The sequence below is a fragment of the Thiococcus pfennigii genome, from assembly GCF_016583835.1.
GTDB classification, from domain to species: Bacteria; Pseudomonadota; Gammaproteobacteria; order Chromatiales; family Chromatiaceae; genus Thiococcus; species Thiococcus pfennigii.
Genome location: NZ_NRRW01000073.1, coordinates 1 through 13,972, shown reverse-complemented (window position 1 = coordinate 13,972; position 13,972 = coordinate 1). Strand labels below are relative to the sequence as shown.

Genomic DNA, 13,972 nt, shown 5'->3' with positions numbered 1-13,972 from the left:
TACGGATTGGGCTGCCGTCGGCGTCGAAGCGCTTCAGGGCCTCCTCGGTGGCGCAGCAACCGACCGCGTTCGCGGCCTCCTGGATGGCCCCTTCCATCTCCAGCAAGCTGCCGCTGAGCCGCACCGTGACCTCGACCGTCACCTCCTCACCCGATCTCTTGACCACCGTTGCCACAGCCGCACCTTCTCTTCTCGCCACAGAAGGTTACAAGATACTCCTCAATGGCACATCATGTCGAGGCCGCACCCGTCTCATATACAGAAAGAAACGACAACGTACGCTTGATCAGCGCAAGAGTCGCAACCAGCAATGAGCGGCAAGCTTATGAAGAAGAGTAAAGAAATAGATGAAGATGAACTTCTTCCAGAGTATGATCTAAAAAGCCTTCGTATCCGGAAATTCGGACCTTCTCGCAAGGGATTTCCCACCCATGGAGTGGTCTTAGAGCCAGACGTTGCTGACATTTTCCCGGATTCTAATTCGGTTAATGAAGCATTGCGTTTTCTTATGCGAGTTACAAAGAGTGGCGGGTCCACTTTGCCGGACCGCAGCAAGTCCTAGCGGCCCTGACCGATCTGCCCTCGATCTGATCGCCATCATATCCGCCAAGCGACTCGTCCCCTAGCATGCTGGGCGGACCTGATTCGATGGGAGACGTCGATGCGACTGGGCCGATTCATCGCTTACCTGGCGAGCGCCGTCCTGGTGACGATCGCCCCGCTCGCGATCGCGGGGGCCGACCAGCCCGGAGATGCCATGCATCATCACCCGCAGGCGCCTCAGGCCACGGGGCAAGTAGCCACCGATGCGCGGTCCTTGGTGGAATTGCCCGAACCTATGCGTCGGCACATGCTGGCGAACATGCGCGATCACCTGCTGGCGCTGCAGCAGATCCAGGAGGCGCTCGCCAACGACGAATTCGACGAGGCCGCGCAGATCGCCGAACACCGCCTGGGCATGAGTTCGCTCGCGCTGCACGGGGCGCACGAGGTCGCGCCTTACATGCCCGAGCGGATGCGGCAGCTCGGCGCCGGTATGCATCGCGCGGCCAGCCGGTTCGCGGTCACCGCGAGCGATGCATCGGTCACCGGCGACCTGGGGGCGGCGCTCGCGGCGCTGGCGCGCGTCACCGCCCAGTGTGTCGCTTGCCACGATGACTTCCGCGTCCAATAGCGGAGATGGGCAATCCTTGGCCGAGAGTCCGGCGATCGCGCACGACCCGCAGGTATCTCACGGGATGGAGCGGGCGCTGAGGATGTCCATGCCCGACGCCATCGTCGCAGAAGGTCTCGCCAAGCGCTTCGAGGAGGTCGATGCCGTTGCGGGGATCTCCTTTCGCGTACGGCAGGGGGAGCTGTTCGGCTTCCTCGGCCCCAATGGCGCTGGCAAGAGCACGACCATCAACCTCTTGACCGGGCTCGCGCGCCCGGATGCCGGTTCGATCCGTTTGGGCGGCATCGACTGCACGCAACGGCCGCGCGCGGCCCAGCACCTGATCGGCGTGGTGCCGGACGAGAGCAATCTCTATCCCGAACTCAGCGGGTACGAGAATCTCACCTTCTGCGGGGCGCTCTACGGCTTGGCGAAGCGCGAGCGCGAGACCCGGGCGCGCGAACTGCTCGATGCCTTTGGGCTGGCCGAGGCGGCGGCGCGCAAGTTCGGCGGCTACTCCAAGGGGATGAAGCGCCGGCTCACCATCGCCGCCGGCATCATCCACCGGCCCGAGATCCTGTTCCTGGACGAGCCGACCACCGGCATCGATGTGGCGAGCGCCCGGCAACTGCGCCAGCTCATCGCCGAGCTGCACCGCGCGGGCACGACAATCTTCCTCACCACCCATTACATCGAGGAGGCGGAGCGGCTCTGCGAGCGCATCGCCTTCATCGTCGCCGGCCGCATCGTCCAGATCGATTCGGTCGAGCATCTGCTCCAGCCGCTGCAAGGCTGGTATCGGGTACGCATCGTGAGCGCGAATGGCACGAGCGGCCTGCCGGATGGGCTGGCCGAGGCCTTCCCTACCCTCGCCTTCTCCTGCCCGGAGCCCGGTGTGCTCGAGGCCGAGGCCGGTGAGCCGATTCGCGTCGGCGCTATCGTCCGCGTTCTCGAAGAGCGGGGGATCGAGGTGGTCGAGGCGCGACGGCTGCGTCCGTCGCTGGAGGAGGTCTTCGTGCGCGTGACCGGGATCGCGACCGATGCGATGCGCCAGGAGCGGGAGCGCGCCGGAGGTGGGCGATGACGGGCGCGGTGATTCGATGGGGCCGCTGGGGCAGAGCCTTCTGGAGCATCCTGCGCAAGGATATGCGCACCTACTACCTCAAGCCCCCCAACATCAGCTGGGGCCTGCTCTTTCCCCTCGCCTGGACGGGCATGTTCTTCATCCGCTCCGGCGGTGTCGATGACATCCGCTCGCTCCTACCGGGTCTCGCAACGATCTCGATCCTGTTCGGCACCACGTCCATGCTGGCGATCACGGTGACCTTCGAGAAGAAGGGCCGCTCCTTCGAGCGGCTACTGCTCGCGCCGATCCCGCTGGAGCTGCTGATGCTGGCGAAGACCAGCGGCGCCATCCTGTTCGGCGTCGCCAACGCCTGCGTGCCGGTGATCCTGGCGGCCTTCCTCGTCGATCTCTCCACGGTGGCCTGGGGATCGTTCGCGACAGCCGTGGTGCTGATCGCGGTCGTCTCGACCTTTCTCGGCCTGTTCGTCGCCGTGGCGGTCAGCGAGGTCTTCGAGGCCCAGACCCTGTCCAACTTCTTCCGCTTCCCGATGATCTTTCTCTGCGGCCTGTTCTTCCCCGTAGGCGACCTGCCCCTGCTGCTCCAGCCGCTCGCCTGGCTCCTGCCCCTGACCTACGGGGCCGACGCCCTGCATGGCGCGGTGCATGGCGGCAACGGACTGCCCATCGCGCTCGACCTGGGCATCCTCTGTGCCTATGGCGTCGGCCTGTTCCTGCTGAGTCTCGTCAATATCCGGCGGCGTTGGATCGCGTGAGCCGTCGCGAGCGGACAAGGCCGAAGCGCCGCCAGATGCGCCGCCAGATGCGCCGCCGAGGTTTGCCCGTCCCCCGGCGTCGCGGCCGGTGGTCGGGGCCATCGCCACCGACCGCCCTTGTCGCATGGGCGAACGCCTACCGCCATACGTCATTGGCGTGCCATGCCCTACTACGAGCGCAGCCAGCTTGCTTGAGGTCAAGCCCATGCCTACGCGCAATGTCGTGCTCACCGAGCATCAGGAAGCGTTCATCGACGATCTTGCTCGCTCCGGACGATATCGCAATGCCAGCGAAGTACTGCGCGAGAGTCTGCGGCTCATGGAACGCAGGGAGTCGCTGGAGGCGGCCAAGCTCGATTACCTGCGCGCCCGACTGGACGAGGCGGAGCGGGACGCCCTCGCCGAGCGGCTAGTCACGTACGCGCCGGGTCTGCTCGACCGTCTCGACGAAGCGATCGAAGGCGAGTCCAGGGGGGGCGATGCGCCGTGAGAACCGTGCGCCTTGCGCCAGGTGCGATCGCGGATATCCGTGGCATTTGCAGCTCAGCGAGGCAGAGTTCGGGGCCACCGCCCGAGCGCGCTACAAGGGATTGCTCGACCAGGCACTACAAGATCTGGGAGAAGACCGGCGGCGCGGTCGCCCTATGATGCGAGCACCGTAGGAGCCCGCTTGCGGGCGACTACGACGCGCTCGTGGCTGCTAAGATCGCCCGCAAGCGGGCTCCTACCACGCGCCACGCGGGGATTGCAGGCAGCGACGCGCGGTCTCGGGAATTCCGCAGTTTTGCACTAGCCGCATGGTCCAAACCGATGGCGATAGACCACGGCGATGAACGACACGGGGGCGGCGGCCCGGCCGAGGTCTTCCGCGCGTTCCTCAAACTGGGCCTGACATCCTTCGGTGGCCCCATCGCCCACCTCGGCCACTTTCGCAACGAGCTGGTGCTGCGCCGCCGTTGGCTGACCGAGGCGGCCTATGCGGAGCTGGTGGCCCTGTGCCAATTCCTGCCCGGCCCGGCGAGCAGCCAGGTCGGCTTCGCGCTGGGGTATCTGCGCGGCGGCCTGGCCGGTGCCCTGCTCGCCTGGATCGCGTTCACGCTGCCGTCGGCCGCGCTGCTGCTGGCGTTCGCATGGGGCGCGGAGGCGTTCACGGGCCCGGCGGGCCAAGACATCGTACACGGTTTGAAGCTCGCGGCGGTGGCGATCGTCGCCCAGGCCGTCTGGGGGATGGCGCGCAGCCTGGCTCCCGATCGGGAGCGGGCGACGATCGCGCTCGCCGCCGTGCTGATCCTGTCGTTCGCGCCGACCGCGTTCGCGCAGATCGCAGCGATCGCGGTCGGCGCCGCCGCCGGGTCCCTCTGGTGCCGTCGAGCCGGCGCAGGCGCCACGGCCCCCCTACCCGTGCAGATCCCCCGGCGCGTCGGGATGCTGCTGATCGGGCTCTTCCTGCTGCTGTTGCTCGGGTTGCCGGTGGCCGCCGCGGTCTGGTCCGTACCGGCGCTCGCCCGGTTCGAGGTCTTCTACGGGGCCGGCGCCCTGGTCTTCGGCGGCGGACATGTCGTGCTTCCGCTGCTGGAGACGCGCCTGGTCGAACCGGGCTGGGTCACCGCGGAGGCCTTCCTCGCCGGCTATGGGGCGGCGCAGGCCGTCCCCGGACCGCTATTCACGTTTGCGGCCTACCTGGGTGCGCTCGCCGAGCCCGGTCCCAATGGGCTCCTCGGCGCCACCCTCGCGCTGCTCGGCATCTTTCTACCGGGCCTGCTGCTGTTGATGGGCGTGCTGCCGTTCTGGGACCGGCTACGCCAACATGACGCCGCCCGTGCCGCGATGGCTGGCGCGAACGCCGCCGTGGTGGGCATCCTGGGCGCGACCCTCTTCCGGCCGCTGTGGACCAGTTCGGTGGTCTCGGTCGCGGATTTCGCGATCACGTTGAGCGCCTTCGTCCTCCTCACGGCCTGGAAGGCGCCGCCTTGGTTGGCGGTCGCGGTGAGCCTGCTCGCCGCGCTGGCGGTCGGGGTCGTCGCCAGGGTTTGAGCGTCAGCGCCGCCGCAGCAGGTCGATGCGATGCGGCTTGCGGAAGTGCGCCCCGCTCGGGGTCATGTGGCGCAGGAAGGCGGTGCGGATCTCGGCGCGGCGCGCCGCGTCGATCGCGAGTTCGGTGTGGGTGATGTCGAGGAAGCGGTCGGCGAAGACCTCCCAGCTGGCGTAGGTACCCGGAGTCTCGATGAAGGCCTCGTCGACCGACTCGAAGAGGCCGTCGTCGACGGCCTCGACGAGGGCCTGGAAGGCCGCCGCGCGGACCTCGCGCTCGTCGTGGATCAGGCGCATCAGTTCGTTGAACTCGCCCCAATAGACGGGCTCGCTGAAGCAGGCATGACCTCCGGGGCGCAGCACGCGGTGGATCTCGCGCAGGGCCGCGTCCATCGCCGCGACCGGCACATGGTGCAGCGATTTGAACATCAGGACGCAGTCGTAGGTGGCGGGCGGGTCGGCGATGGCCTGGGCGCCGCCGAGACGGAAGGTGATCCCGGGCAGGTCGGCGGCGAGGTTCTTCTCGTGCTGGATGCGATCGACCTCGGTCGCGACGAGGCGCGCCGGGGCGAAGTGCTCGGCGATCAGGCGCGTCGTGCGGGCCGCCCCGCAGCCGAGTTCGAGGACCGCCTTGCCGCGCAGTTCGAGGCCGTGGCGGTCGCGCCAGTCGGCGAGGATGTCGAATTCGTCGCCGATGCGGTAGGCGGCGGGGTCATTGATGCGCATGGGCAGGGGTTCTCCGCAGCAGCACTGTGGTGCAATCCGGCCACGCGTGTCGGGCTGCGCTACGCTCCCCCGACCCACGCACCGGGCCGCCGGTCGGGCGGAATCCACCGAAGCCGTGACTCGCAATCTCGCGTGCCGTCGTCGCGTCCTTCAGGTCGGCAAGGATGCCGACAACTGATTGTCGAACGGGGCATGACGCTTCCACCGATAGGTTTGGAAGTCACGCTCGTCGGTGGATAGGATACGGCCGTGCCCGAGCGCCTCCGCCAACACGACCAGCGATGCATCGGCTAGGTCCATCGGCAGATCGGCGTACTGACCCATCAGTTCCGCGATACGCGGCAGGTGTGTGCAATCGAGGGCGAAAAGCTCTGCCGCGCCGTCGCGCAGGCTGTGGATGAATGCCTGCTGGGGTTGCTCGCCGAGGCGGCTCAGCAACAGATGACAGGTTTCGGTCGCGACCGGCCAGGTGGTGATCAGTCCTTCGGTCGACCGCGCGAGCCAGGCGGTTGCCGCCTGGTGCCAGTCGTCGCGCCGGTTGGCCAAAGCGAGCCAGAACCCTGTGTCAGCGATGATCATCCGTCTTGTCGGCCAGGGACTCGGCCAGTTGTTGCTTGTAGTCCCGAGAGAGTTCGGGTGCGGCCGTGCCACAACCAATGAAGGCGTTCCGCCGCAGGATGTCGGCGGCACGGCGGGGCTCACCGGTCTCTTGCGCGTAGTACCGATCGATGGCGACGCGCAGCACATCGGTGCGACTGCGGCCCGTGCGCCGACAGAGCTCATCGAGTTTTCTGGCGTGTGCATCGTCGAGCCTGGCGTTGACTCGCATCGCATTCCTCCAGCGCAACTGTATGACGCAGCGTATGACGGGTTCGGTGGCGTGTCAACCTAGTGGTGCGCAACCCGACCAGGCCCGCCAGCGCCGCCCCCAAACAGGTGTTCACCCGGGTGCGACGCGGGATCGACAGGCACATCGAGTGATATCTGAGCCAGCGCCTGTGCGATTCGCAACAAAGGGAAGCGCTAAAGTATTCAGCGCTTCCCGTGCGGGGCAGGAGCCCCGCCCTGTTCAGTCGCGATCAGCGACTGAACAGGAAGGAAGTCGGAAACCGCGCTTTCGACTTCCGTGCTGATTTTTGGCCAGGACGGCCAATAAATCAGCGTCTCCAAAGAGATCGAGGATGGGATGCCGCAAGCCGGGTTGGCCAAGCCCCACCCCGGCCCCGCACGCGACGACCCGACCTGTACAATGACCAGCCTCGATAGCGAGGAGACCTTCCGCGATGCACAAGCGACGGGGAAAGACGTTGTCGCTCGTCCTCGGCAGCGGCGGGGCGCGCGGCCTCGCCCACATCGGCATCATCGAGTGGCTGAGCGCGCACGGCTACCAGATCGAGTCGATCAGCGGCGCCTCGATGGGGGCCTTGGTGGGCGGCATCCATGCGGCCGGCGAGCTCGATGCCTACAAGGACTGGGTCTGTGCGCTGCGGCGTAGCGACGTCCTGCGCTTCCTCGATTTCGCCTTCAGCGGCGAGGGGTTGCTGAAGGGCGATCGCATCATGGACACGCTGCGCGCGATGGTCGGCGAGCGCGCGATCGAGGATCTGCCGATCACCTTCACGGCGGTGGCGACCGATGTCGCACGCCAGCGCGAGATCTGGCTCGCGCGCGGCCCCCTCTTCGATGCGATCCGCGCCTCGATCGCCGTGCCCGGGGTGTTCACGCCCCACGACTACCAGGGCATGACGCTCGTCGACGGCGGTCTGCTCAATCCGGTGCCGATCGCCCCGACCTTTCGCGATCTGACCGATCTGACGGTCGCGGTGAACCTCAATGCCGAGACCGCCCGCACCCAGGTGGCCGCCGCCTCGGAACCCGCCGGGCCCGAGGAGAACGACAACGACCAGGGCCTGCATGCCCGCATCCGCCAGTTTCTCGAGGCGATCGGCGGTGAGTTCGGCGACGTCGGCGCCCAGCGGCTCGGGGTCTTCGAGCTGACCACGCGCGCCTTCGAGACCATGCAGAACGCCATTGCGGCGATGAAGCTCGCGGCCTATCGCCCAGACGTCCTGATCGACGTCCCGCGCGATACCTGCGCCTCCCACGAGTTCTACCGCGCTGCCGAACTCATCGAGCTCGGCCACCGCCTGGCCGAGGCGGCCATGGAGCGCGCGACGACTGATGGCGGGCCTCTGCCAGAGGGGCGGCAGCGACCGGCGGGCGGTCTCAGAGAGCCGGGGTGAGCGTGCGAATCCCGGCATCCGAATCGGAGATCGACGGATCGCTGCCGTTACGCAGCAGCGGGGTTTCGCAACCGACATCGTCGATGAAACCACCGACGAGCAGTCGGAAATGGTCTGGGTGACAGGGTTATAATGATTCTCTTTCGTCGCCGATTGCACGACGCCAGTCTTTCCCCGGCAAGGGAGCCGTCAATAGCGCCATGATTCGTCGCATCCTGATCGTCTTCGTGATTCTCGCCGTCCTCGTCGCCGGGCTCGGCCTGCTCAAGTACCGCCAGATCCAGGACGAGATCGCCCAGTTCTCGCAGCCCCGCCCGGCGGCCACCGTCTCGGCCACCGAGGTGCGCCGCACCTCCTGGACGCCGCGGCTGCACGCGGTCGGCAGCATCGCGGCCGTGCAGGGCGTGATGGTCAACAACGAGGTCCCCGGCCAGGTCAGCGAGATCCTGTTCGAGTCGGGCGCCATGGTGAGGCGCGGCGACCTGCTCCTCCAACTCGACGACGCCGTCGATCAGGCCGATCTCGCGGGCCTCCTCGCCGATCAGGAGCTCGCCGAGATCCGTCGCGATCGCAACGCCCGGTTGCTGAAGAGCCGCGCCGTCTCGCAGGAGGACTTCGACGAGATCTCCGCGACGCTGGAGAAGGCCCAGGCCCTGGTAGCCGCGAAACAGGCCTCGATCGCGAAAAAGGCGATCCGCGCGCCCTTCGACGGCCAACTCGGCATCCGCCTGGTCAACCTCGGCCAGTATCTCCCGGCCGGCTCGGCGATCGTCCCGCTCCAGGCGCTCGACCCTGTCTATGTCGACTTCTCGCTGCCCGAGCGGCGCATCGCCGAGGTCGCCGTCGGCCAGACGGTCGAGATCCAGGTCGCGGCCTATCCGGAACGCACCTTCACCGGCAACATCCAGGCGATCAACCCAAGCGTCGACGCCGGTTCGCGCAACCTCCAGATCCGCGCCGAACTCGCCAACCCCGAGCGCCTGCTGCGCCCGGGGATGTTCGCCGAGGTCGCGACCCTGCTGCCGACCCGCGATGACGTGCTCACCCTGCCCCGCCAGACGATCGTCTTCAACACCTACGGCGATTCGGTACTGATGATCCAGGAGCGCGATGGCGCGAACGTCGTGCAGCGACGCCAGATCCGCACCGGCGCCGTGCGCGGCGAGGAGGTCGAGGTGCTCGAGGGGCTGGCCGCCGGCGACCGGGTGGTCCTCGCCGGCCAGGTCAAGCTGACCAACGGCCAGGCGGTCGAGATCGTCCCCGAGGCGACCGACGCCCCGGCCGCGAGTGCCGCCCCATGAAGTTCACCGACATCTTCGTCCACCGCCCGGTGCTCGCGAGCGTCGTGAGCCTGCTGATCCTGATCCTGGGCGTGCGCTCGCTCGCCGAGATGGAGATCCGCCAGTATCCGGAGACCCAGAACACGGTCGTCACCATCACGACCGCCTATCCCGGGGCGAGCAGCGAACTCGTCAAGGGCTTCATCACGACGCCGCTCCAGCAGGCCGTCGCCGAGGCCCAGGGGATCGACTACATCTCGGCGACCAGCACCCAGGGGCTGTCGGTCATCGAGGCCAACATGCGCCTCAACTACGACCCCAACGCCGCCGTCGCGGAGATCCAAGCGAAGGTCGCGAGCCAGCGCAACGTGCTGCCCGACGCCGCCCAGGACCCGGTCATCGACTCGACGACCGGCGACTCGACGGCGCTCATGTATCTGGCCTTCTACAGCGAGACGATGGACCTGCCGCAGGTCTCGGACTACCTGCTGCGCGTCGTGCAGCCGCAACTCCAGGCGGTCCAGGGTGTCGCCAAGGCCGAGGTCTTCGGCAACAAGACCTTCGCGATGCGCATCTGGCTCGACCCCAACCAGATGGCGGCCCTCGGCGTGACCGGCAGCGACGTCGCCGCGGTGCTCGCGACCAACAACTACCTGGCCGGGGTCGGCGAGCTGCGCGGCGAGAACGTCCAGATCGACCTCTCGGCGACGACCGATGTCAGCCGCGTCGAGGACTTCCGCAACCTGGTCGTCCGCGAGGAGGACGGCGCCCTGGTGCGTCTCTCCGACATCGCCGAGGTCGAGCTCGGGGCCGCCGACTACGACTCGACGACCCTCTACCGCGGCCTGCCGGCGATCTTCATCGGCATCGAGCAGTCGCCCGGGGCCAACCCGCTGGACGTCGCCAAGCGCGTGCGCGAACTGATGCCGAACCTCGCCGCCCAGTTCCCCGAGGGGCTCGAGGCCGCGATCCCCTACGATGCCAGCGAGTTCATCGAGGACTCGATCCGCGAGGTCTTCACGACCCTCGCCGAGGCCGGCCTGATCGTGCTGCTGGTCGTCTTCCTCTCGCTCGGCTCGCTGCGCGCGGCCTTGATCCCATCGGTCGCGGTGCCGCTGTCGATCGTCGGCGCCGGCTTCCTGATGCTGCTGATGGGCTTCTCGGTCAACCTCCTGACGCTGTTGGCGATGGTGCTCGCGATCGGTCTCGTCGTCGACGATGCGATCGTCGTCGTCGAGAACGTGCACCGTCACCTCGAGATGGGCAAGTCCGGGATCCAGGCCGCCATCGACGGCGCGCGCGAACTCGCGCTGCCGATCGTCGCGATGACCACGACGCTGGTCGCCGTCTATGCGCCGATCGGCTTCATGGGTGGCCTCGTCGGCTCGCTGTTCACCGAGTTCGCCTTCACGCTGGCCGCTGCCGTGCTGGTCTCGGGAGTCGTCGCGCTGACCCTCTCGCCGATGCTCGCCTCCCGGGCGCTGCGCACCGGCAGCCAGCAGGGCCGCTTCGAAAAGGGGGTCGAGCACTTCTTCGAGTGGCTGGCGCGCGCCTATCAGCGTGCCCTGCACCGCTGGCTGCTCTATCCGGGCGCGACCGTCCTGATCGGCGCCGTGGTCCTCGCGGGCATCTACCTGATGTACACGATGACCCAGAAGGAGCTCGCCCCGACCGAGGACCAGAGCATCCTGTTCTTTCAGGCGACGGCGCCTCAGACGGCGACGATCGACTACTCCGAGCGCTATGTGCACGAGATCCAGCGGCAGTTCGAGGAAATTCCGGAGTATTCGCAGAGCTTCATCATTGCCGGCATGGGTGGCGATCCGACGACTACCTTCGGCGGCTTCAAGATGCCGCCACCCGACGAGCGGGAACGCGACCAGATGGCCGTCCAACCCGAGCTTCAGGGCCGGCTCGCCCGGATCACCGGGGTGGAGACCGTCACCTTTCCGCGCCCGAGCCTGCCGACCCCCGGCGATGGGCTGCCGGTCGAGTTCGTGATGGTCTCCGACGCCCCGTATGAAGAGCTCAACGCCCTCGCCGATCAGCTCCTCGGCCAGGCGATGGGCAGCGGCAACTTCATGTTCCTGCAGAAGGACATGAAGTACTCGCGCCCGCGTACCGTGCTCGAGGTCAAGCGGGATGTCGCCGGCGACCTCGGCATCAGCATGCAGGAACTCGGCCAGAGCCTCTCGGCCATGGTCAACGAGGACTACGTGAACTGGTTCAGCCTCGCCGGGCGCAGCTACAAGGTCATCCCGCAGGTGGAGCGGGAGTTCCGCAACGACGCCGAGACCCTCCAGGACCTCTATCTGCGCAACCAGGCGGGCGAACTGGTACCGCTCGCGACCCTCGTCGACATCCGCCACCAGGTCGAACCCTCGAAGCGCACCCAGTTCCAACAGCTCAACGCCATCACCCTCTCGGGTGTCGCGAGCCCCGGGGTGACCCTCGGTGATGCCTTGGATTACCTCGAGCGGCAGGCCTCGGAGATCTTCCCGAAGGGCACCAAATGGGACTACAAGGGCGAATCGCGGCAGTACAAACAGGAGGGCGGCGCACTGGAGCTGACCTTCTTCCTGTCGCTGCTCGTCATCTATTTGGTCCTCGCGGCCCAGTTCGAGAGTTGGCGCGATCCGTTCGTGATCCTGATGTCGGTACCGCTGTCGATCGCGGGGGCCATGGTATTCCTGTTCCTCGGCCTCGCGAGCGTCAACATCTACACCCAGATCGGGTTGATCACGCTGATCGGGCTGGTCACGAAGAACGGGATCCTGATCGTCGAGTTCGCCAACCAGTTGCGCGAGCGCGAGGGTTTGGACCTGCGCACCGCCGTCGAGCGGGCCGCGAGCATCCGCCTGCGGCCGATCCTGATGACGACGGCGGCGATGGTCCTCGCGATGATCCCGCTGCTGATCGCGAGCGGCCCGGGCGCGGTGAGCCGGTTCGATATCGGGCTGGTGATCAGTACGGGCCTCGGCATCGGTACCGTCTTCACCCTCTTCATCGTGCCGGCCGTCTACCTGCTCGTCGCCTCGCGCAAGGCGCACCGCACGGCGACCGAGGATGAGGCATCCGAGCCGAACAGCGCGCTGGCGAATCCGCAACGAGCGCGCTAGTGCAAGCCTGCGGAATTTCCGAAACCGCAGCACGCCACGGCCTGAAACCCTCGCGCCGTAGGAGCCCGCTTGCGGGCGACCAGTTCGCCCGCACATCGCCCGCAAGCGGGCTCCTACGGCGCTCGGATCCTGGGGTGACAGGGGGGTGGTCGACTGGTTCGTCGAACCTGCCGTCGGTCAGGCGGACGCTGGCCTTGCTGCTGGAATGGTCGCCCGCAGCCCGCTCATCGGCGACGCGGATCTCGGCGAGATCCTGGTGGTCCCCGCCGCGGGCAACGGCGAGCAGGATTACTTGGCAAAGCTGTCGCGCGCCTATATCGAGCTGAAAACCGCGGGTCCCGTGCTCCATTTCGGCGAGCGTCTGCACCAAATGATCCAGTGCCTCGAGACGGAGCATAAGCCCGACATCGTGCTGCTCGACAGCCGCGCCGGCATGCACGATATCGCCGCCGTCACCGTCTCTCGGCTCGATGCACTCGCCTTCCTGTTCGCGGTGGACGGCGCCTACACCTGGGATGCCTACCGACTGCTGTTCCAGCATTGGCGCCGAGACCGCAATCTACTCCGACATTTCCGGGGTAATTTGCGCATGGTCGCCGGATTGGCCCCTGACGTAGGACGGCCGGAGTATTTCGCGAGCTTTCGTCAGGCGGCATACCAACTGTTCACCGACTATATCTATGATCCGGACGGCGGCGACGAGCCACCTGCCGAAGGCGAGGAGCCGTTCTCTTTCGATCTGATGAGCGACAGCGCCCCGCACGATCTTCTCCATGTGAACTGGAACCGGGCCTTCTTCTCGTTCGACCCGGTCCGTCGCCCGGATGCAGTAGACGACGGCCTATTACAGGGCGGCTTCGGCGATTTCGTCGAGCGCGCCGCCGAGACCCTCGTCGGGACCCAGGTGAAATGGTCATGAGTGTCGTCTTCTCACGCGAAACGATGCGCGAGCTCCTGGTCACTGACCTGCCGGAGGAACCAGTCAGCACGGATTCGAGCCGCCGGAGCCAGGTCAACTGCATGTACCGTTTGCGCATGTCAAGGCGCTGCACCCGGACAGCGTGCTGGTCAAAGGAATACGCGGTGCGGGCAAGACGCTCTGGTGGGAGGCGCTGCTGGATGGCCATCTCCGCGCATTGATCGAAGCCGTCTCCCCGCGCACGGGTATCAATGCGGCGACCCGGTGCTCGGCCGGGTTCGGCGCGGGCCCGAGGCCGCTCGACTACCCTGACTCGGATACGCTGGTCGACCTGGTGCGGCAAGGCATTGATCCTCGGCATATCTGGCGCGCCGTCATCGCCCTTCATGTGCTGACCGAGGAGGAATCGGCGGAATTCCTGGAGCTTCAGCGCTGGTCGCAACGCGTCGCCTGGATGACGGTCGACAGCGAGCGACGGGCGCTCGCGTTCTATCGCGCGGACCAGCGGCTAGCCCAACGCGGCGAGACCTATCTGGTGCCTGGAAGAAAACCCCGTTGAATTCAAAAAAACCGCTGGCCTCATGCCGCCCCGGCGGCGGCTTTTCATTCGGATCGAGGCCGTCAGCGAGGAATACGGGGGGGCGATGTGAATTGCTTTCATC

At 66.9% G+C, this 13,972-nt stretch carries 14 protein-coding genes; 11 read left to right on the top strand and 3 right to left on the bottom strand.

The window, feature by feature from the left end; genetic code table 11:
• Positions 1-310: 310 nt before the first annotated feature.
• From CKO41_RS16480 to chrA, 6 genes are all read left to right on the top strand, one after another.
• Positions 311-562, top strand: coding sequence for a hypothetical protein (locus CKO41_RS16480; protein ID WP_200383079.1), 252 nt, complete (start codon positions 311-313; stop codon positions 560-562).
• Positions 563-706: 144 nt separating this feature from the next.
• Entirely contained in the window at positions 707-1,174 is a 468-nt protein-coding gene (locus CKO41_RS16475) for a hypothetical protein (protein ID WP_338115608.1), read from the top strand.
• Between the two features lie 82 nt (positions 1,175-1,256).
• On the top strand, positions 1,257-2,237 hold the full coding sequence (locus tag CKO41_RS16470) for an ABC transporter ATP-binding protein (protein WP_207144125.1): 981 nt from the start codon (positions 1,257-1,259) through the stop codon (positions 2,235-2,237).
• Complete coding sequence (locus tag CKO41_RS16465; RefSeq protein WP_200383077.1) at positions 2,234-2,992, top strand: ABC transporter permease; 759 nt, start codon at positions 2,234-2,236, stop codon at positions 2,990-2,992. The genes CKO41_RS16470 and CKO41_RS16465 overlap by 4 nt, the downstream gene beginning before the upstream one ends.
• Before the next feature lie 187 nt (positions 2,993-3,179).
• Positions 3,180-3,482 carry a type II toxin-antitoxin system ParD family antitoxin gene (locus CKO41_RS16460; RefSeq protein ID WP_242464393.1) on the top strand — a complete coding sequence of 101 codons (303 nt, stop codon included), beginning with the start codon at positions 3,180-3,182 and terminating at the stop codon, positions 3,480-3,482.
• Positions 3,483-3,802: 320 nt separating this feature from the next.
• Positions 3,803-5,026 carry a chromate efflux transporter gene (gene chrA / locus CKO41_RS16455; protein ID WP_200383076.1) on the top strand — a complete coding sequence of 408 codons (1,224 nt, stop codon included), beginning with the start codon at positions 3,803-3,805 and terminating at the stop codon, positions 5,024-5,026.
• 3 nt (positions 5,027-5,029) lie between these two features.
• Here the strand turns inward: chrA and CKO41_RS16450 are convergent, their stop codons facing one another.
• The 3 genes from CKO41_RS16450 to CKO41_RS16440 form a co-directional block, all read right to left on the bottom strand.
• The gene (locus CKO41_RS16450; protein WP_200383075.1) at positions 5,030-5,749 is read right to left on the bottom strand and encodes a class I SAM-dependent methyltransferase; all 720 of its coding nucleotides are present in this window, start codon (positions 5,747-5,749) and stop codon (positions 5,030-5,032) included.
• Between the two features lie 150 nt (positions 5,750-5,899).
• On the bottom strand, positions 5,900-6,328 hold the full coding sequence (locus CKO41_RS16445) for a type II toxin-antitoxin system VapC family toxin (protein ID WP_200383074.1): 429 nt from the start codon (positions 6,326-6,328) through the stop codon (positions 5,900-5,902).
• Positions 6,315-6,578: a ribbon-helix-helix domain-containing protein gene (locus tag CKO41_RS16440; RefSeq protein WP_200383073.1), complete on the bottom strand. Its 264-nt coding sequence runs from the start codon at positions 6,576-6,578 to the stop codon at positions 6,315-6,317. The genes CKO41_RS16445 and CKO41_RS16440 overlap by 14 nt, the downstream gene beginning before the upstream one ends.
• A gap of 454 nt (positions 6,579-7,032) precedes the next feature.
• Between CKO41_RS16440 and CKO41_RS16435 the strand changes: the two genes are divergently transcribed.
• From CKO41_RS16435 to CKO41_RS16415, 5 genes are all read left to right on the top strand, one after another.
• Complete coding sequence (locus CKO41_RS16435) at positions 7,033-7,992, top strand: patatin-like phospholipase family protein (RefSeq protein ID WP_200383072.1); 960 nt, start codon at positions 7,033-7,035, stop codon at positions 7,990-7,992.
• A gap of 200 nt (positions 7,993-8,192) precedes the next feature.
• Positions 8,193-9,293 (top strand): efflux RND transporter periplasmic adaptor subunit, encoded by a 1,101-nt coding sequence (locus CKO41_RS16430; protein ID WP_200251687.1) that lies wholly within the window; start codon positions 8,193-8,195, stop codon positions 9,291-9,293.
• On the top strand, positions 9,290-12,391 hold the full coding sequence (locus CKO41_RS16425) for an efflux RND transporter permease subunit (RefSeq protein WP_200383071.1): 3,102 nt from the start codon (positions 9,290-9,292) through the stop codon (positions 12,389-12,391). Before CKO41_RS16430 ends, CKO41_RS16425 begins: the two co-directional genes overlap by 4 nt.
• Before the next feature lie 145 nt (positions 12,392-12,536).
• Positions 12,537-13,310 carry a hypothetical protein gene (locus CKO41_RS16420; RefSeq protein WP_200383070.1) on the top strand — a complete coding sequence of 258 codons (774 nt, stop codon included), beginning with the start codon at positions 12,537-12,539 and terminating at the stop codon, positions 13,308-13,310.
• 142 nt (positions 13,311-13,452) lie between these two features.
• Positions 13,453-13,869 (top strand): hypothetical protein, encoded by a 417-nt coding sequence (locus tag CKO41_RS16415; RefSeq protein ID WP_200383069.1) that lies wholly within the window; start codon positions 13,453-13,455, stop codon positions 13,867-13,869.
• The last annotated feature ends 103 nt before the right edge of the window (positions 13,870-13,972 follow it).